A 19855-nucleotide genomic window follows, 5' to 3' on the forward strand; every position below is an offset into this window, starting at 1 on the left:
CGATATAACATATCATTCCGGACGTCCAGCATGCCGGCAGGGTGTTGTCCGGAGCAGGCCGCGCCCGCTCCGGTGTCAATCCGTCACGTATAGAGCGACGCCGGCGGCAATTCCCCGGTCAACGCGAACCGGCCGACGTCACGCAGCCGATAGTCGAGCGGATCGTGCAGCGTATGCGTGCGCGCGTTGCGCCAGAAGCGGTCGAGGCCGAGCGACGCGGCCGTCGCGCGCGCGCCGCATGCGTCGAACAGCGCCTCGCCGTTGTCGAGCGCCGCGCGCTGCGCGACGATCTTCGCCTCCGATACCGCGAGCGCCACCTCGGCGCGCTCGTCCGCCGTCAGCGCATCCTGCCGCGCCCACGCGCGCTGCAACGCGGCCGCCGCGCGATCGGCCAGCGCCGCCGCGGCGATCGCCCGCACGCGCATGTCGCCGAAGCGCTGCAGCGTGTACGGATCGTCGCTCGCCTGCGCGACCTCCGACTGTATCCATGGGCGGCCATGCTTCAGCACATAGTCGCGCGCTTCCGCCAGCGCACCTTCCGCGAGCCCGACGAACAGGTTCGTCAGCACGAGCTGCGACACGAGCGTGCGCAGCGTCGCGCGCGGTGTCGGCGGCGCCTCGGAGCGGTGCAGCACCTCGTCCGGCGCGAGCGTCACGCCGTCGAAGCTCACGCTGCCGCTGTCGGTCTGGCGCTGGCCGATCGGGTCCCAGTCTTCGTTGACGGTGATCCCCGCGCGATCGGTCGGCACCACGCCGAACACGGTGCGGCCCGCTTGCGGATCGTGCGCGGACACCGTCATGCGCTGCGAGCCGCGCGTGCCCGAACAGAAGCCCTTCACGCCGTCGAGCCGGTAGCCGCCGTCGGGGGTCGCGGTCGCCACCAGCCGCGTGTCGAGCGGGTTGACCGCATTGCCCCACCACCAGCGATGCTCGACCGTGCCGCGCAGATAACGTTCGCGCTGTGCCGCGCTGCCCCACACGTCGACGCTCACCACCTGCAGGATCTGGAACCCGACCAGATGCGCGAGCGCGCTGTCGACGCGCGCGATCCGCCGGATCGTGTCGTAGATCGCCGGCCACCCGGCTTCCCGCCCGCCGAATTCGCGCGGCACCGCGAGCGTCAGCAGGCCCGCGTCGGCAAGCCACTGCTTTTCCTGCGCGGCGTGGCCGCCCGCGCGATCGCGCGCGGCGGCGGTTTCGCGCAGCGTTTCGATGACGCGCGCCAGTGCGTCCGGATCGACGGCTGACACATCCGTTGCAGCGGCGAGCGTCGCCGGGCCGCGGGGATCGTTCATGCGACGGCTTCCTGTTCCTGGGTCGAGACAGCTTCCGACAACGGCACGAGTTTCCCCAGTTCGCGCCTGCCGGTCAACCGCGCGAGGATCTCGCGCCGCCAGTCGTCGTAGATCGCGCGGTATTCGGCGATATCCGCGCCGAACACGTGCGCGGTGTGCGCGTACTCGTCGTGCAGGTAGCCGTCGAGCCGCGCCTGCGTTTCCTCGTCGGCCGCGATCACGCGATCGATCAGCGCGTCGCGTTCGGCCGCCGGCAGCGCCTTCAACGTGTCGAACCACCACTGGACGATCTGCACGCGATGCCACTCCTCGTCCGGCCGGATCCGGTTCTCGCCATGCTCGCGCATCGCGCTGTCGCCGATACGGCCGGTCTTGCGCTGGATCCACAGCTTCGCGAGGATGTGCAGCTCGTAATGCCACTCGAACGCGAGAAAGCCCGCGACGTCGCGCACCGCGATGTCGCCGATGCGCGCCCAGTGCGCGGCGACGAGCCGGTCGATTTCCGGCAGCGGATCGCGCCCCGTCAGTTCGGTCACGCGCTCACGGCCGATCACCGCGTGCGCGCCGTCGTCGCCGAGCTGGCGCGACAGGATCAGCTGGAAATGCGGGTCGTCGCGGAACAGCGTGTCGATCGCCTTCGCGACGACCTGCACGATGAACAGGTCGTGCGACGCCATCTTCGTGTAGTAGTCGGCGACGGCGGCCAGTTCGTCTTCGCCGCGCGGCTCGCGCGGCGGTGTCGCCAGCTTGTCCGGGAAGCCGGGACGATGGCGTCGCGCGACGTCCAGGAACAGCGCTTCCTCGAATTGTCCGTTCCATTCGCGCGGCGCGCCGATGGGTAAGGTCATGGGTATCGTTCTCTCAGGGTCTTCAATGAAAAGAGCCGGCGCTTGTGGCGCCGCTCAGGTACGCCGGGTCACGCGTCGGACCAGGCGGTCGCCCGTGATTTGCACGGCCGAAACGAGTGCGATCAGGATCACGATCACGGTCGCCATGACGGTCGTGTCGAAACGCTGATAGCCGTAGCGGATCGCGAGATCGCCGAGCCCGCCCGCGCCGACGGCACCCGCCATCGCGGTCGAGCCGATCAGCGCGACGACGGTGATCGTGAAGCCGCCGAGCATGCCGGGCAACGCCTCGGGCAGCAGCACGTGCCAGACGATGTGGCGGCGCTTCGCGCCCATCGCGAGCGCGGCCTCGATCAGCCCGCGATCGACTTCGCGCAGGCTCACCTCGGCGATCCGCGCGAAGAACGGGATCGCGGCGATCGACAGCGGCACGACGGCCGCCCATACGCCGATCGTCGTGCCGATCAGCACGCGCGTGAACGGCAGCAGCGCGACGAGCAGGATGATGAACGGCGTCGAGCGGAACACGTTGACGAGCGCGCCGAGCACCGCGTTCACGCCGCGCCGCTCGTAGATGCCGCCGGGCGCGGTCGTCACGAGGATCACCGCGAGCGGGACGCCGATCAGCGCCGCGACCGCGGCCGACGCGGCGACCATCGAAAGCGTGTCGCGGATCGCGTCGAGCAGTTCGGGCCACCAGAGGTCAAACATAGCCGAGCACCTCCGCGTGATTCGCGTGGCGGCGCGCGCGTTCGAGCAGCGCCGCCACCGCACCGCCGCGGGCCGCCGGCTGGCCGGCGTCGTCCGCGCGCGGCGCCGCCGCGATCACGAGCCGCCCCTGCGCATGCCCCTGGATGCGCTCGATCCCGCCATGCAGGAAACGCACCGAGCCGCCGAGCGCCGCCGCGAGCGCGCCGACATCCGGCTCGCCGCCGCTCTCGCCCGTGTAACGGACGTCGAGCACGACGTGCGCGCCGTCGGGCAGCGCGGCCTGTTCGGGCAGCGGCTGCACGCGCGCGGCCAGCTCGGCCGGCAGGTCGTGCACGAGCGTGCTGAGCAGCGCGCGCGTCGCGCCGTGGCGCGGATCGCCGAACACGCGCCACACGGGGCCCGTTTCGACGACTTCGCCTTGTTCGATCACCGCGACCGTGTCGCACACCGCGCGGATCACTTCCATCTCGTGCGTGATCAGCACGATCGTCAGCCCGAGGCGACGGTTGATGTCGGCGAGCAGCGCGAGGATCGACTGCGTCGTCTCGGGATCGAGCGCCGAGGTCGCCTCGTCGCACAGCAGTACCTCGGGATCGTGCACGAGCGCGCGGGCAATGCCGACGCGCTGCTTCTGCCCGCCCGACAGGCTGGCCGGATACGCGTCGCGTTTCGCGGCGAGCCCGACGAGTTCGAGCAGCGCCTCGACCTTGCGCACGCGCTCGGCCTTCGGCACGCCGGCGATCTTCAGCGGCAGCGCGACGTTCTCGAACACCGTCTTCGCGGACAGCAGGTTGAAATGCTGGAACACCATGCCGGTGCGACGCCGCAGCGCCACGAGCCCGTCCTCGTCGAGCGCGCCGACGTCGACGCCCTGCACGCGCACGCGGCCCGAGCTCGGCCGCTCGAGCCCGTTCACGAGCCGCAGCAGCGTCGACTTCCCCGCGCCGCTGCGGCCGATGATGCCGAACACCTCGCCGCGCCGCACGTCGAGCGTCACGTCGCGCAACGCGGCGGCCTGGCCGCGCGGCGTCGCGAACACCTTGCCGACCTGCTCCAGCGACACGGCGGCGCCACCGGCGGCGGCCGCGGCCGCCGCGTCATGCGGGCCGGCAGCGGCGCCGGCACGAGCGGCCGATGCGTCGACGAAACCCAGCGTATCGAACAATTGCGTCATCGCTTCGCTCCGTCACGTTCAGGCATGCGCGGGATGCGCGGGCTCGGTTGCCGGCACGGCAGCCGGCCGGTGCTGCGCGCCCGTGTGCCACGCGGGCAGGCGCGGGCCCGCGCCGAACAGCTTCTCGCGCAGCGTCGGCGCGGGATCGTAGTCTTCCTTGTAGACGCCGCGGTTCTGCAGCTCGGGCACGACCCAGTCGACGAAATCCTCGAACGACTCGGGCATCACGGTGCGCGTCAGGTTGAAACCGTCGATGCCCGTCTCGTCGATCCACGACTGCAGCTCGTCCGCGACCTGCGACGGCGAGCCGACGATCGGCGCATACCGGCCGCCGAGCGACATCTGTTCGAGCATCCGCCGCACGGTCCACGTGCCGGTCGTGCTCTTGCGCGAGATCGCGTCGACGGCCGACTGGATCGAGTCGGTCTTCACATACGAGATCGGTTCGTCGAGGCCGTACTTCGCGAAGTCGATGCCGGTCGAGCTCGCGAAATGCGCGAGGCCCGCTTCGGGGCTCGCATAGCGCCGGTATTCGTCGAATTTCTCGCGCGCGAGCAATTCGGTTTCGGCCGTCACGACGCTCACGCCGGCAAAGATCCTGATCGACGCCGGGTCGCGCCCCTGCCGCGCGGCAGCCGCACGGATGTCGAGCGCCGCCGCACGCGCGGCGGCCTTGCTCTGCCCGTTCACGAACACGCATTCGGCGTGACGGCCCGCGAACTCGACGCCGCGCGCGGACGAACCGGCCTGGTACAGCACCGGCGTGCGCTGCAGCGACGGCTCGCTCAGGTGGATCGCATCGATCGAATAGAACGGCCCGTCGTGCTTCACGCGCCGCACCTTGCCCGGCTGCGCGAACACGCGCGCCTGCGCATCGCGGATCACCGCGTCGTCGTCCCAGCTCTGCTCCCACAGCTTGTAGACGACGTCCATGTAGTCGTCCGCGCGCTCGTAGCGGTCGTCGTGGCCGATCTGCTGCGCGAGGCCCATCCCGCGTGCGGCGCTGTCGAGATAACCGGTGACGATGTTCCAGCCCACGCGCCCTTTCGTCAGGTGATCGAGCGTCGACATGCGGCGCGCGAACAGGTACGGCGGCTCGTAGGTCAGGTTCGCGGTCACGCCGAAGCCGAGATGCCGCGTGACCTGCGCCATCGCGGGCACCAGCAGCAGCGGATCGTTGACGGGCACCTGCACCGATTCGCGCAGCGCGGCATCGGGGCCGCCGCCGAACACGTCGTACACGCCGACGATGTCCGCGAGGAAGATCCCGTCGAACTTGCCGCGTTCGAGCGTTTTCGCGAGGTCGGCCCAGTAGTCGAGATCGGTGTAGTGCGCGGAGCGATCGCGCGGATGCGTCCACAGCCCATGGTTGATGTGCCCGACGCAGTTCATGTTGAACGCGTTGAGCAGGATCTTCTTGCGGTTCGCCGTCGTCATGCCTGCCTCCGTCACCACGCGATCGCGTACAGCGAGCCGAACGCGTTGTCGAGCGCACGGCGCACCGCCGGCGAGTGCTGGTAGATCGCGATGAACTTGCGGATGCGCGGGTCGTTCACGCTGTCCGGCCGCACGACCCACTGGATCGCGAAGATCTTGTTCTCGGTGCCGTCGAACAGCAGCGCGCTGTTCGGGTCGGTCGTGCCGGCGAGCTTGATGAAGCTCGGGTAGCCCTGCGCGAGATCGACGTCGTCGAGCGAACGCGCGAGTTGCGATGCCTCGAGCGGGATGATCTTCAGGTGCTTCGGGTTCGCCACGATGTCGTGCGTCGTCGCGCGGTAGTCGGCACCCGGCTTCAGCTTGATGAGCCCCGCGCGCTGCAGCAGCAGCAACCCGCGCCCGCCGTTCACCGGATCGTTCGCGATCGCGACCTTCGCGCCGTCCTTCAGCTCGCTGAAGCTTTTCACCTTCTTCGAATAGAGGCCGATCTTCATGATCGTGCCGGGCGCGATCGACACGAAGTTGTAGCCGCCCTGCTTGTTCGCGTTCTCGAGGAACGGGATGTGCTGGAAGTAGTTGACGTCGATGTCCTTGTTCGCGAGCGCCGCGTTCGGCGTATTCCAGTCGGTGAACTCGACGATCCGCACGTCGAGCCCCTGCGCCTTCGCCTCCTTGGCGGCCACCTTCAGCGCCTCGATCTGCGGGCTCGTCGAAATGCCGACCTTCAGCGGCGCGGTGTCGGCCCGTGCACCATTGAGCAGTGCGACGCCGAGCAGGGCGGCGGCCAGCAGGCGCGCGACGCGGCCGGCGGAAAGACGGGCGGAAAAAACGGCATGCAGCATGGGAACCACTCTCCTGTCCAAAGACGGTATCGACGGATGAGCGACGCCGCGGCGAACGCATGGGCGTTCTCCGGACAAGGGTCAAGCACGTCGGAAAAGGATCAGCCGATGATAGAGAGCGGAGCGAGGACGGTCTACGAAGCGATTGTGCGAAGAAAATCGCGCGCGGCGATATGGCCGGCGGCCACGCAGGATCGGCGGCCCGACCGGGCGCCAGGCCGAAATCTCGGCCTGGACGCCGGGCGAATTCCGAAATCTCGGCCAGCCGGCCGTGCCGCCATTTCCGCAGACGAAATAAATCCCTTATGAATCAATGCATTAAAAATACTCCGGCTGACCGCATTGCTGGCATGGGGGTTGCGTAATAGACGGCACACGATGCCGCGAAGCGATGCAGGCATTCCAACATCAGGAGACACGTCTTGCAGACCTCTATCCATACCCCGTCCCATCCGGAGCCGGTTTCCAACGCCGTCGCCACCCCGCGCGAGCGCTTCTGGCCGGAAGGCTGGTGGAAGCTGATGGAAATCCGCATCGGCATCATCCCGCTGCCCGTCTATTTCATCCTGCTTGCGCTGATCGTCGGCTTCTCGGTCACCGGCAAGGTGCCCGGCGAGATCTCGATGGCGATCGCGGTGCTCGCGTTCTTCGGCTTCACCTGCGCGGAACTGGGCAAGCGCCTGCCGCTCCTGCGCAACATCGGCGCGGCCGCGATCTTCGCGACCTTCGTGCCGTCGGCGCTCACGTACTACCACGTGCTGCCGAAGCCGGTGCTGAACCTGACGGTCGAGTTCACGAAGTCGACCAACTTCCTGTACCTGTTCATCGCGTCGATCATCGTCGGCAGCATCCTGAGCATGGACCGGCGCGTGCTGATCCAGGGCTTCGTGAAGATCTTCATTCCGCTCGCGGCCGGCTCGGTCGCGGCCGCGATCGTCGGCACGGCGGTGGGTACCGCGCTCGGCCTCGGCGCGCGCCACACGCTGCTGTACATCGTCGTGCCGATCATGGCGGGCGGCGTCGGCGAAGGCGCGATTCCGCTGTCGATCGGCTATTCGGAACTGATGCACCTGCCGCAAGGCGAGATGTTCGCGATGGTGCTGCCGCCGGTGATGCTCGGCAGCCTGACCGCGATCATCCTGTCGGGCGCGCTCGACATGCTCGGCAAGCGCTTCCCGCACCTGACCGGCAACGGCCGCCTGCAGGTCGGCGAAGCGGGTGACATGACGCCCGAGAACGAGGAAATCCGCGGCCACGTCGACGTCTCGCACATCGCGGGCGCCGGCATCACGGCGATCACGCTGTACCTGGTCGGCCTGATGGCGCACAAGCTGTTCGGCCTGCCCGCGCCGGTCGCGATGCTGTTCCTCGCGGTGCTCGTGAAGCTCGCGCGCGCGGTGTCGCCGCCGCTGCAGGAAGGCGCGTTCGTCGTCTACAAGTTCTTCTCGACCGCCGTCACGTACCCGCTGCTGTTCGCGATCGGCGTCGCGATGACGCCGTGGGACAAGCTGACCGCCGCGTTCACGATCGTCAACGTGGTCACGATCGTGTCGACCGTCGCGACGCTGATGGGCACCGGTTTCGTGGTCGGCCGCCTGATGAAGATGTACCCTATCGACACCGCAATCGTGAACGCCTGCCACAGCGGGCAAGGCGGCACCGGCGACGTCGCGATCCTCACTGCCGCGAACCGGATGCAGCTGATGCCGTTCGCGCAGATCGCGACCCGCATCGGCGGCGCGATCGTCGTCACGGTCACGCTGATCCTGATCGCACACTTCGGATGACGCGCCGCCGCGCGCTCCGTCGCGCAGGCCGCTTCGCACGCGCCGCCGCCGGCCTTGCCGGCGCGCGGCGCGCGTCGTTCGGGGCGTCGCTCCGGGCGGCCGGTTGCGGGCTTCGATGAGGGCGAACGTGCAGAAAAGCTTCAAGGGAATCCCGTGGTGGGGCTGGGCATCGGCCGGCGTGCTGTACGTGTGCGTGGCGGCCGCGGCCGTCGATTTCGCGTGGGAACGCGCGATCGACGCGCTCGAGGAAACCGGCGCGCACCGACTCGACCTCTATGCGTCGAGCCTGAAAAGCGAACTCGGGCGCTTCGAGATCCTGCCCGGCCTGGTCGCGCGGCAGGACCGCGTGCGCGCGATGCTGAAAGCCGCGCCGCACGAAGCGCCCGAGCTCGTGCACACGGTGAACACCTACCTCGAAGCCGTGAACCGCGACGCGGGCAGCGGCGCGGTCGACGTGATCGACCTGCAGGGCGACGTGATCGCCGCCAGCAACTGGAACGAGACGCTCAGCTTCGTCGGCACCAACGTGTCGTACCGGCCGTATTTCAAGGACGCGCTCGCGCGCGGCAGCGGCCGCTTCTTCGGCATCGGCACCAACACCGGCGTGCCGGGCGTCTACTTCGCGAGCGCGGTGCGCGACGACGGCGTGCCGATCGGCGTCGCCGCCGTGAAGATCAGCGTCGATCCGCTCGAATCGGCGTGGCGCGCGCCGGGCGTCGCCGCGATGGTCGTCGACGGCAACGGCGTGGTCGTGATCTCGACCGAACCCGCGTGGAAATTCACCGCGCTGCGCCCGATCACCGCGCAGCAGCAGCGCGACATCCAGGCGTCGCGACAGTACGCGGGCCGCACCGTCGACGCGCTGCCGTACCGCCGCATCGGCGACCGCAGCGCGGCCGCATGGTTCGGCACCTTCCCCGATCCGCGCCACGCCGGCCGCACCACACGCTATCTCGTGATGTCGCGCCCCGCGCCGCAGGCCGGCGATTCGCTGATGGTGCTGCTCGACATCGCGGGCGCGCGGCGCCAGCAGCAGACGGCCTTCGTGTTCGTCACCGGCGCGTTCCTGATCGCCGCGCTGCTGGCCGGTTACGCGATCCAGCGCCGCCGCGCGATCGTCGCGCGGCTGAACGCGCAGGACGCGCTGCGGCGCGCGAACGACCGGCTCGAGCTGACCGTCGCGCAGCGCACGGCCGCGCTGACGGCCGCGAACGAACGGATGCAGCGCGAGATCGTCGAGCGCGAGCGCACCGAGCAGCGGCTGCGCGCGTCGCAGCAGGAAGTCGTGCATGCGGGCAAGCTCGCGGTGCTCGGGCAGATGGCCGCCGGCCTCACGCACGAGCTGAACCAGCCGCTCGTCGCGATCCGCACGCTGTGCGACAACGCGCGCACGTTCTTCGAGCGCGGCCAGCCGGCGCCGGCGCTCGCCAATCTCGAACGGATCGGCAAGCTCGTCGACAGCATGGCCGTGCTCACCGGCGAGCTGAAGACCTTCGCGCGCAAGCCCGACGTCGAACGCGTCGCGGTCTCGCTGAACGAGGCCGTCGCGCATGCGCGGCTCATCTACGATGCGCGGATCCGCGACGAAGGCGTGCAACTCGACGTGCGCATCGCGCCCGGCACCGCCGTGTCCGCCGAATCGAGCCAGTTGCAGCAGGTGATCGTGAACCTGCTCGGCAACGCGCTCGACGCGGTGCGCGACGCGCCCGTGCGCCGCATCGTCATCGAGGCCACTGGGCCGGACGAAGCGGGCCGCGTGCGCTTCACCGTCGCCGACAGCGGCGCGGGCATCGCGCCCGAGGTGCTGCCGCACCTGTTCGAGCCGTTCGTCACGACCAAGCCGCGCGGCCAGGGCCTCGGGCTCGGCCTCGCGATCACGTCGCGCATCGTCGAGGCGTTCGGCGCGAGGATCGCCGCGACGAACCGCGACGAAGGCGGCGCGCAGTTCAGTATCGAATTCGCGGCGGCAACGCTGCAAAGGACAGAGCATGGAAGATGAGATTCGGGTGCTGGTCGTCGAGGACGATGAAAACGTCCGGATCGGCGTCGAGCAGGCGGTGGCGCTTGCGGGCTTCGCGGTCGAGGCCTTCGCGTCGGCCGCCGACGCGCTTCATCACGTCGCGCCCGGCGCGCCGGTCGTGATCGTGTCGGACGTGCGGATGCCGGGCATCGACGGGCTGCAGCTGCTCGATCGCGTGATGGCCATCGACGCGCAGATCCCGGTCGTGCTGATCAGCGGCCACGCCGATATCTCGACGGCCGTCGGCGCGATGCAGGTCGGCGCGTACGACTTCATCGAGAAACCGTTTTCGTCGGACGTGATCGCGGGGCGCGTCGCACGCGCGGTCGAGAAGCGCCGCCTGACGCTCGAGGTGCAGGGCCTGCGCGCGGCGCTGAACAACTGGCAGGGCATCGAGGCGTTCGTGCTCGGCAAGTCGCCCGCGATGGCCGACGTGCGCAAGAAGATCCTGCGTCTCGCCGATACGTCGGTGTCGGTGCTGATCACCGGCGAAACGGGCACCGGCAAGGAACTGATCGCGCGCAGCCTGCACGACTTCGGCGGCCGGCGCGACGCGCATTTCGTCGCGCTGAACTGCGGCGGCCTGCCCGAGCAGGTGTTCGAAAGCGAGCTGTTCGGCCACGAGGCCGGTGCGTTCACGGGTGCGATCAAGAAGCGCATCGGCAAGATCGAATGGGCGGACGGCGGCACGCTGTTCCTCGACGAGATCGAAACGATGCCGGTTCCGCTGCAGGTCAAGATGCTGCGCGTGCTGCAGGAGCGCGTGGTCGAGCGGCTCGGCGCGAACGAGCTGATTCCGGTGGACTGCCGCGTGGTCGCCGCGTCGAAGGCCGATCTTGCCGAACTGGCGGCCGACGGCCGCTTCCGCGCCGACCTTTTGTATCGCCTCAACGTCGCGCAGATCGAACTGCCGCCGCTGCGCGAGCGGCGCGAAGACGTGCCGCTGCTGTTCGAGCATTTCGTGCTCGCGGCCGCACGGCGCTTCGGGCAGCCGGCACCGGTCGTCACGGCTGCGCAGGTGTCCGAACTGATGACGCACGCCTGGCCCGGCAACGTGCGCGAGCTGCAGAACGTGGCCGACCGCTTCGTGCTCGGGCTGACCGGCGAAAGCCTGCTGTCGTCCGGCGACACGCCGGCCGCGGGCGGCACGCTCGCGGAGCAGCTCGCGTATTTCGAGCGGATGCTGATCGAGGACATGCTGCAGCGTCACAACGGCAACGTCGCAGAGGCCAGCGAAGCGCTCGGCATGCCGAAGAAGACGCTCTATCACAAGCTGCGCAACCTGCGGATTCCCGCGCGCGGCGACGCGGCGGCCGATGGCGGCGAATGACGCGAACGAGGACACGCAGAGCATGGATCGCATCGAAGTCACCGAACAGGGCCGCATCGCCGGCCACCTGATCCGCGGCGTCACGCGCGCGCAGAAAACCTTCCGCCCGAGCGACTGGCCCGAGCGCCTCGCGGGCGTCATCACGCTGTTCGTCGGCGAGCGGCGGCCCGGCTATCCGTGCGCGCTGTCGCGGCTCGCGATGCCGGTGGTCGACGGCGGCGTCAAATGCCTGTTCGTGTCGGACGAATTGCGCACCGTATGCACGGACGCCTTCGATTTCGCGATGCAGTTCGCGACCGACAACGACCTCCCCGTCGAGCTTCAGACGGTGCCCGCGCTGGCGGTGCGCTGATACACACATAGCGCTCGGTGGTTTAGAATCTCCAACAAAACGGGGCATTGGTGAAAATCGACGCTTGCGACATCTGCCAGCAACGGCTTCAACATTCATTGCTTCAGCGCTTCCAAGCGCTCGCACACCAAGTTATCCGCCGCGAGCCTGCGCAGCTATGCTTCTCGATCTAACGTGTGATCGTTTCCACCATGGGCACGGTCGATGATCGAGCTTCAACCACTCGTCGCTGATCCTGCATCAGCCGACGTATCAGCGGCGTCGCGATAAAGGTACTCGCAATGGCCATGATGACGAGCATCGTGAAGGTCTGCTTGGGAAGCACGCCGAGATCGTAACCAATGTTCAACGCGATCAGTTCCATCAATGCGCGCGTATTCATCGAAACTCCGATGGCTGCCGCGCTCCTTCGGCTTTCACCCATGATGCGACTGGCGATATAGGTACCACCGAACTTCGCAACGAAGGCGAGCAGGCATACCAAGCCACAAACCACCCAGTCATGCAGTGTCGCCAGGGATCCCACGTCGGTTCGCAACCCCGTATAAGCAAAGAAAACGGGGATAAAAAACACGTGTACGAAGCCGCTTACCCGCTCGTTCCACTGCGCCACAAATTGTCGGTTTTCATGCAGTGCAACACCGATCACGAAACCACCGATGATGGCGAAAATACCCAGGCTACTCGTGATCGACGCCGATACGAGTAGCGTCAGGAGTATCCATGCAATCGCGCTCGTACTCAATTGCCGTTCCGCGACCAGGACGCGCGAAAGCCAATACCGCATTGCGGGGCGCACGACCAACAGCACAGCACCGACGTAACCAAGCACCAGCAATGCGTTGAGTGCAAACTGCGCGGGATCAAAACGCGATATGACCATCGTGGAAACCGCGCCGAGCAACAGCCACCCAAAGATGTCATCAATCGCCGCTGAGCCGATCGTCAGCGCCGCCGTCCGTGTGTGCGATAGACCAAGCTCCATGAAGATCCGACCGAGAATCGGAATAGCGGTGATCGATATGGCCGTAGCAAAGAACAACCTGAACGCACGCAGATCGGGGCGTGGCTCGGCGAGCGTCTCCCATAGCCACGGAGCAGTGACAAAACCCAACGAAAATGGCACGGCCACACCCACGATACTGATCACCGCAATGGCCGACCGCCCCTGCCGCAACTGCACCTTGAAATCGAACTCCATCCCGATTTGGAACATCAGCAGGATCAGCCCCACCTGTGCGATGCCGACAAAGATCGCTGACGTCTCCGGTACGAAAACGGCATGCATCACCTCCGGGAAAAGCTTGCCGAGCAGACTCGGGCCAAGCACCAAGCCAGCCAATATCTCGCCTGCGACGGCGGTCTGCCCGAGAAATCGCCTGCTCAGCCAAACGACGCTACGCGTGACCAACAGGATGACGATCAATTGATAAAGTAGCTGCAATACCAGATGCTCAGCGGAAGAGCCCACTGCAGATTGCGCCTGGTTTACGAGCGTAGCAGATGGCGCCGCGACACTGGACGCGGCCAAGGTTTGACTCATGAATAGCCCTAGTAACTTGAATACGAACGGAGTAGATAACGACACTTCGTCGCTTAGATTGCTGGTCTGTGCCAGCCTCCGAGAAGTTGCTCCAGCGCCAACGCAGCGGAAAGCGTCAAATGATCGCCGCCATACGGCCCCACGACCTGTACCGACAACGGCAGGCCGTGCGCGCCTAACCCGACCGGCACGACGGTCGCGGGCAACTCCATGACGTTGAATAGCGCCGACAAGCCGATATCGGCAGGATGCAGCATCGCGTCGCCATGCCTGGGTGCGACGCCGCGGACCGGTGGAAGCAGCAGAAGGCCGTCGTCGCCGAGGGACCTCAGAAGGCGCCGATTCAGTGCGCCTAACTCCTGAAATCGTCGCAGCTGCGCCGCCCGTCCGGGCGACAACCACCGCTCGGACGCGCACGTCAGCCAAGCCGCCGCAGTGTGCCGAGGCTTTCCGATCAGTCGACGTCCCAGTTCCCGGCCCAGGTTCGGGGGCCGCCCTTGTCCGATAAGCGCCTGCAAGCTAGGCCCGCCGCATGCCGATACGGCAGTCGCCCAAAGTTCGAACGCATTGGCCAGCAGTGGATCGGACCACGGAACAACAATCGCGCCGGCGGACTCCAGGGCGACTGCAGCTCGGCGCACCGCAGCACTGGCCTCGGCGTGAACCGACCGTCGTCGTCCGATCGGTGGGGCGTCACACATCAGAACCCGACGACCTTTCAAGCGCGCCATGGCCGGTTCCGACAGCATGCATAACTTCACGTTTCTGTCGAAACCGTCCTCTCCTGCCATGACGCGCAGAACTAGCATCAGATCTTCAGCGCGCCGTGCCATGGGTCCCGGCGCGAAGTACCGCGCCATGTCCTGCGCGCCGGGCAGCGAGCCAAACATTTCATCGAGAGGCACATGCCCCGTTAACGGCGCCGTTCGACTCGACGGCTTATGACCAAACACGCCACAATATGCGGCCGGAATCCGGATCGAGCCACCGCCATCCGTACCGATACCAAACACCGATCCGCCGGTTGCCACGATGGCGGCCTCCCCGCCGCTGCTCCCCCCTGCCGACCTCCCTACACACCAGGGATTCTCGGTGCGACCGTACACAAGGTTGCTCGCCGCAGGCCACAAGGCCATCTCCGATTGGTTGGTCAAGCCAATGACTATCGCGCCGGCAGCCCTGATGCGTGCAATGACCGTTGCATCCGCCTTGGCTCGATGCGCGAGTCGAAGTGTCGATCCTGCCGTATGCGGCAACCCTCCGAAACCCAGGCCTTCCTTCACCGTACAGGGCACCCCGTGCAGAGGGCCTAGCGTCTCGCCTCGCAGGACCATTCGCTCTGCATGGCGCGCTTCTTCGAGAGCCGCATGGAATCGCTCGTGCGCGATCGCATTGATAGATGCATCCACCCGCTTCGCGTGCTCGATATGCGCACTGACCACTTCCACCGGAGACAACTCCCGTCGCCTCACGTCCGCGGCAATTTGTGCGGCACTCAAGCCCATCAGGTCATGACACGAGCATGTCCCCTGATCGCCGCTACCATCATCAGCATTCATCACACCCATCGCAATCTCAATGTGCCGAGACAGCATCGGCGCGGCTAGGTTGTTGAAAAGTCCCGCTCCCCTCCGTCAGTCCCGACGCGTTCATCGTATTCAATGGCGGATGCTGCGAGCGATCAACCTCAGGTAGGCGGAGAAAACCGCCGTTGGGTTCGAATGGTGACGACAAAACCGAAGGCGCAGTTCCATACTTGTAGAACAACGATGGCCTTATCCGCAGCACCAAAGATCTCGCCGCATCCTTGCAGGCCCCGACGAGATGGTGTGCCGCCAGCGATATGTGTTTGAACGATGGCTGCCATGCCACGTAGCGCATCAGTCGCAAACGCAAAACGACCAACAACCAGTAATATCGCGCGGCGTAGCGCGGACGCGCCCTCTCATCGGCCCGATACAAATCGAAGTTGACCGATCGGTCGTACAGATTGGGTAACAACTCTGGTCCAATCGCCGAGCGCGAATCAATAATCTCGTCGATCAGGCAGGGAAACGGGTACGGACTTGGCTGCTTTTCACGCGAGTACCGTGGCAACAGCTCTGCAAGTTGACGTGCCTGTCGGCCGTCAAGAAATCCACCGTTCACGTAGTTCGGCAGAAGAATCTGGAAGTAGGCCATATTGGCAAATAGCAGCGTCCATGCCATCCGCATCGGATCGTGCATGATCTCGTACCACTTGCTCCACGTATCCTGCAGCGCCAGCTGCGCTTGAATATGTTCCTCAAGACAGTCTACGTAGGATTGACGCAATACACCGCCCATGTCCTTCTGGATCATGGCGGCCACGTGCGGAATCTGTTGTGCCAGATAGGCTAGACCCGCGCTATTTGCCGGGTCGAACGTGAAAGCCGCATCGCCGATCAGAAACCAGCCATCAGTCGAATAGTATTGCTTCGACTCGTACATGTAGTTCCGGTAGCTGTTCACATCATGCACTTCCCCCGATCGAACAAGGTCGCACAATACGGGGTGATCGTTCCGCATGCGAGTGAGAAAATCGTCCACGCTCGACACATCCGATTCGCTCATTTCAGGTCGATAGGTGATGCCAATGCTGACTAGGTCCTCGCCCGTTTCGGAGCGCATCGGGATAACCCAGATCCAATAGCCTCGACCGTAGAAGTGGTGCGTGACATAGTAGGCGTCATAGCAATGGTGTTCGATACGCTCGGCACTTATCCTCGACAGCGCCGTCCGATCGAAGCGCTTCAACCGAAACCAAAAGGAACTCCGTTGATAGGAAGGCTCCTTCTTCAAATCAAGCTTCCGAGCCAAGAAGCGATTACGCCCGCTCGCATCGACGATCCAGTCGGCATGAAACGACATCTCATCACCGTCTCGACGCTTTATCGTCAGTTGATGAGTGCTCGATGCACCGACACCCAGGTCAACACCGATCACATCTCCGTCAATGCGCGCGACGCCGATGTCATCGTTGATCTGACGGATATCCCGGTCGAACGTCCAGCGATTCAGATTGAAGGCTGGCATGCGAATCACACCAGGCGCTTCATGCACCACGTATCGCCGGCACGCAGGATCCGTCGACAGTTTGAAGTAGTAAGTCAAACCATACTTGTGGTAATGGCGCTCTTCAAGGAGCTGGGACAGTCCCAGCCCCTTGAGAAAATGAGTCGTCAACTCGACGGTCGACTCGCCGACCAAGGGGCGCTCCCGGTCGTGCCGGCCTATCACTACCACCTCCACACCGGGTAATCGTTTCCGGAAGTACATGGCGGCCAGGTTGCCGGACACGCCAGAACCGATAATGGCGATCCTTGACATAGATAAGAATCCTTATTTTCTGGATAGTGATAGTGAAGGCATTTCCCCGCGCTTGATCAGAGCGCCTTGACGATGCGCACGATCTCTGCAGGTTCCAGTCGGCGGGTGTAGTCGCTATCGACAAAGGCATACGCGACGCTTCCGTTCTTGCCGATAACATAAGTTGCGGCGAGTGGAAGCTCGTAGCTCGCATCGCCATTGAAGGCTGGCAGATCGACGCCAAGATCCCGATAGATGGGCCGCATGTCGGTGGCGAGCGAAAACACCAGGCCAAAGGATCGTGCGATGTGGTTCCCCGCATCGCTCAGCACCGGAAAGTCGATCGCGCTTGCCTTCACCGTAGCCGCCGTCGATTGCGGGGTCTGCGGCGAAACGGCGACCAAGGTTGCACCTGCCTCTCGGATTTCCGGAAGCGCATGCTGAAGCGCCGCCAAGGTCAAGTTGCAGAACGGGCACCACTGTCCCCGGTAGAAGGTCAGGACCACCGGTCCGTCCTTGAGCAATTCGCTCAATCGCACAATGCTCCCCTCAGCATCGGGGAGTTCAAAGGCCGGGGCGCGAGCGCCTGCCTTTAATGCCGTTTCCGCAATCCCCGAGGCTGCGAGATCCGCAGCCGCCTTACCCATCGCCTGGAGTGCCTCGGCTGGCACCTTATCGGCCATTCCTGCCTTGAGCGCATCGATTTGAGTCGACAGTGACATGATGACAATCTCCTTGATAACTGGCTAACGCTGATGTTTGACGTCGCTGACAACGCGACCCGTCTTCCGCAGAGTCCTTAGGGCTCTACCGACTATGCGATCAGTAGTAGGGACGCCTTCACGCCCCCACCGTTCGCAAAGTTCACACACCCATTCGGGGGATGTTTTGCTGGCATCGTTCAACCAATTGGCGACCGAGTCCTGGACATATCGCGCATCGTCCGCCTTGAGCGCTTCGAGTAGCGGCTCCGCAATTTCCGGATGGGTCTTGAGCAGCGTGATGTGCTCGCACCAAACCCCGCGCGGTCGAATGCTCTCCGACGCGAACCGCCGAACGTTCGGATCCGACGACGCCGTCCAAGCGAGCAGTATCGAGATGGCACCTTGCACATCTGCGGCGACATACGGGCGAACGGCTATCCAAGCCCATTCGCGCACACCAAAGTGAGTGTCCGCCGCATACGGCCGAGCGGCGTCCAATCGCGCGCAGAGCCCCAAGCCTGCGTCCGCACGCGTAACCGCGAATGCCGCCCACGACCGAACTGTGTCCGAGATGTGATGGCGAAGACCGTCCCGTGCGACCGTCGCCTTCCTTACCGGCAGATCGAGAACTGCCTCACCGATTGCCAACCCGATAGCCGCCATCTGATGGCTGATGCCCTTGGAGGCCACCTTCTCCTGCGCGGCGAGAACGCTCTCAAGCGCTACATCGAGCCCCATCAAAGGCAGCACCGCTTTCGCCAACGCGACCTGATCGATCGCCAGGCATTCGGTCAAATTTGTCGTTGCAGCCAGTCCGCTATTCAGAGCGGTTTTTCTCTCAGGTACTAAACCAGGCACGGCGTTACTCCATTTCTATCGTGTGAGTGGTGTGGCGACACCTCTTGGCCACCGACTCCCACCGCCCTGGGGAAAGAATGTTCAGTGGATCCAATGCCGCCTTGATCTTGCCGGCCACCGCCCAAAACCCTTGCGTTTCGTCCACGATCGAAGACGTATTGCGTACGTGGACCCGGTACGGCAAAAATCCTGATTGCCTCCCAACCGACAGCAACTCATCCCAACATTCGCGGGCCGCCTTGCACGCTCCTGCGTCCGTCCGGTCAAACAACAGCGGCAGCGTGCAGTCGAAGGAACGTTCTGAAACGCTGGTCAGCGTGATTGGCGAGTCGAATCCATGACGAGAGCACACGCCGCGAGCGAGGTCCACAAAACGCCGCGCGTCCTTGCCTCGCAGCGGTACGATAGGCGCATACCAAAGCAAGCCACATCCGTCACGCGATGGGTGGCGATCGTGCACTGGCAGCGCCCCCGCATGTCGATACGCCAGCGGCAATGCGACTTCTCCCGGGACACCCTCCAGCAGCGACAATCCTTGCCTCATCACGTCGACCATCTCGGCGAATCGCCGAGCTCGCGCGCCTGGCAAGCACCTCGCCAAGCGGTCGAGCCGCGCGGCCTTCGCGGGCGTCATAAATACGATTCGCCTCGCCACGTCATCGAGCGTGCGGCGAACCACGTGTCGAGTGGCTCTAGCGTGAAAGCGTGTGCCGTAGATAGCACCAATACCCATCCACGGCGCCACGCCCATACGCCTTGCTAGCGCGACGGCATCGGCGTCACTTCCGTTCGACACATCATCGGCATGACGATGCCGCCCCGACATCGCCAGCACGCGAGCCGCACTCATAAGATTGATTCCGCCGATATTTGCGCCCGCCTCCTGAAGCAAGCGCCGCGTGGCCTCCACCGCCGATTCCAGCTTGGACTCGGCATCAATCCAGAAATAGAACGCCTCGACGCACGCAGGCCGTCGTGCCAACGCGACCGTCATACTGGTAACGATCCCTACATGGCCTTGAGTAAAGATTCCATCGAGATAAGGCCCGACACCCCACTTGAATGCACCCATTCCTTCCTTGTCCGCCATCGGCGAGCGATACATACTGCCGTCGGGCAAGACTGCTTCGAGTGCAGTCACGGCGGCAAAATGATCGGCCACAGGAGTAATCCCGTAGCCGCGTTCGAGCGCATTGCCTACGACGCTGCATCCCGGCCCCGCCCCCGTGGTCGGCACCATAAACGGCAAATGACGCTCATCCATCCACGCGCGCAAGGCTCCTTGGGTGACGCCTGGTTCGAGCGTCACCAAACCAAGATCAGCGTCGAACGCCCTGATCTCGCACATGCGGGATAGATCGACGATCGCACAGCCACCTCGCGGTGGATTAGCGGTACCGTAGCCCCAATTGCGTCCCGTACTAATGGGATGGATCGGCACACGATACGTCGACGCAATGCGAACGACTTCCTGCACTTGCAGGGTATCGGATGGCACGACGATGGCAACGGCGTGCCGAGCGTAGTCGCTCGTATCCTGCGCGTATCGCTCAATCGTTTGGACGTCGTCGCGCACCCATTCGACACCGAGCGCTGTGCGCCACGCCTGTATGGCCGCATTCATCAT

At 65.1% G+C, this 19855-nt stretch carries 16 protein-coding genes; 4 read left to right on the top strand and 12 right to left on the bottom strand.

Annotated elements, in window-relative coordinates:
* Positions 1–83 precede the first annotated feature (83 nt).
* From AB3K92_RS05990 to AB3K92_RS06015, 6 genes are read right to left on the bottom strand one after another with little or no spacing between them, the layout of a single operon-like run.
* Positions 84–1295 carry an acyl-CoA dehydrogenase family protein gene (locus AB3K92_RS05990; RefSeq protein WP_369464660.1) on the bottom strand — a complete coding sequence of 404 codons (1212 nt, stop codon included), beginning with the start codon at positions 1293–1295 and terminating at the stop codon, positions 84–86.
* Positions 1292–2143: a hypothetical protein gene (locus AB3K92_RS05995; RefSeq protein ID WP_021159288.1), complete on the bottom strand. Its 852-nt coding sequence runs from the start codon at positions 2141–2143 to the stop codon at positions 1292–1294. Before AB3K92_RS05995 ends, AB3K92_RS05990 begins: the two co-directional genes overlap by 4 nt.
* 54 nt (positions 2144–2197) lie before the next feature.
* A complete protein-coding gene (locus tag AB3K92_RS06000) occupies positions 2198–2854 on the bottom strand; it encodes a methionine ABC transporter permease (protein ID WP_027790485.1) in 657 nt (218 codons plus the stop codon).
* Positions 2847–4028 carry a methionine ABC transporter ATP-binding protein gene (locus AB3K92_RS06005; RefSeq protein WP_059554089.1) on the bottom strand — a complete coding sequence of 394 codons (1182 nt, stop codon included), beginning with the start codon at positions 4026–4028 and terminating at the stop codon, positions 2847–2849. Before AB3K92_RS06005 ends, AB3K92_RS06000 begins: the two co-directional genes overlap by 8 nt.
* 18 nt (positions 4029–4046) lie before the next feature.
* On the bottom strand, positions 4047–5465 hold the full coding sequence (locus tag AB3K92_RS06010; RefSeq protein WP_048023412.1) for an LLM class flavin-dependent oxidoreductase: 1419 nt from the start codon (positions 5463–5465) through the stop codon (positions 4047–4049).
* Positions 5466–5476: 11 nt separating this feature from the next.
* Positions 5477–6307: a MetQ/NlpA family ABC transporter substrate-binding protein gene (locus AB3K92_RS06015; RefSeq protein ID WP_060376379.1), complete on the bottom strand. Its 831-nt coding sequence runs from the start codon at positions 6305–6307 to the stop codon at positions 5477–5479.
* A 422-nt stretch (positions 6308–6729) separates the two neighbouring features.
* Here AB3K92_RS06015 and AB3K92_RS06020 point away from each other — a divergent pair, with 422 nt between their 5' ends.
* The 4 genes from AB3K92_RS06020 to AB3K92_RS06035 all read left to right on the top strand — a co-directional run bounded on the left by AB3K92_RS06020 (position 6730) and on the right by AB3K92_RS06035 (position 11796).
* Complete coding sequence (locus AB3K92_RS06020; protein WP_369464661.1) at positions 6730–8094, top strand: 2-hydroxycarboxylate transporter family protein; 1365 nt, start codon at positions 6730–6732, stop codon at positions 8092–8094.
* A gap of 115 nt (positions 8095–8209) precedes the next feature.
* Positions 8210–10093, top strand: coding sequence for an ATP-binding protein (locus AB3K92_RS06025; RefSeq protein WP_048023416.1), 1884 nt, complete (start codon positions 8210–8212; stop codon positions 10091–10093).
* Positions 10083–11444 (top strand): sigma-54 dependent transcriptional regulator, encoded by a 1362-nt coding sequence (locus AB3K92_RS06030; RefSeq protein ID WP_059863766.1) that lies wholly within the window; start codon positions 10083–10085, stop codon positions 11442–11444. Before AB3K92_RS06025 ends, AB3K92_RS06030 begins: the two co-directional genes overlap by 11 nt.
* A gap of 22 nt (positions 11445–11466) precedes the next feature.
* The gene (locus tag AB3K92_RS06035) at positions 11467–11796 is read left to right on the top strand and encodes a DUF3579 domain-containing protein (protein WP_113045659.1); all 330 of its coding nucleotides are present in this window, start codon (positions 11467–11469) and stop codon (positions 11794–11796) included.
* A gap of 169 nt (positions 11797–11965) precedes the next feature.
* Here AB3K92_RS06035 and AB3K92_RS06040 read toward each other — a convergent pair whose 3' ends face one another.
* The 6 genes from AB3K92_RS06040 to AB3K92_RS06065 all read right to left on the bottom strand — a co-directional run bounded on the left by AB3K92_RS06040 (position 11966) and on the right by AB3K92_RS06065 (position 19855).
* The gene (locus tag AB3K92_RS06040) at positions 11966–13339 is read right to left on the bottom strand and encodes a cation:proton antiporter (RefSeq protein WP_113045593.1); all 1374 of its coding nucleotides are present in this window, start codon (positions 13337–13339) and stop codon (positions 11966–11968) included.
* A gap of 53 nt (positions 13340–13392) precedes the next feature.
* Complete coding sequence (locus tag AB3K92_RS06045) at positions 13393–14907, bottom strand: amidase (RefSeq protein ID WP_063814155.1); 1515 nt, start codon at positions 14905–14907, stop codon at positions 13393–13395.
* 7 nt (positions 14908–14914) lie between these two features.
* A complete protein-coding gene (locus AB3K92_RS06050) occupies positions 14915–16687 on the bottom strand; it encodes an NAD(P)/FAD-dependent oxidoreductase (RefSeq protein ID WP_369464662.1) in 1773 nt (590 codons plus the stop codon).
* A gap of 56 nt (positions 16688–16743) precedes the next feature.
* Positions 16744–17388 (bottom strand): peroxiredoxin-like family protein, encoded by a 645-nt coding sequence (locus AB3K92_RS06055; RefSeq protein ID WP_175926028.1) that lies wholly within the window; start codon positions 17386–17388, stop codon positions 16744–16746.
* 24 nt (positions 17389–17412) lie between these two features.
* Entirely contained in the window at positions 17413–18165 is a 753-nt protein-coding gene (locus AB3K92_RS06060) for a DNA alkylation repair protein (RefSeq protein ID WP_369464663.1), read from the bottom strand.
* Between the two features lie 67 nt (positions 18166–18232).
* Positions 18233–19855 (bottom strand): FAD-binding oxidoreductase, encoded by a 1623-nt coding sequence (locus AB3K92_RS06065; protein WP_369464664.1) that lies wholly within the window; start codon positions 19853–19855, stop codon positions 18233–18235.

The sequence above is a fragment of the Burkholderia sp. Bmkn7 genome (assembly GCF_041103175.1).
GTDB classification, from domain to species: Bacteria; Pseudomonadota; Gammaproteobacteria; order Burkholderiales; family Burkholderiaceae; genus Burkholderia; species Burkholderia cepacia.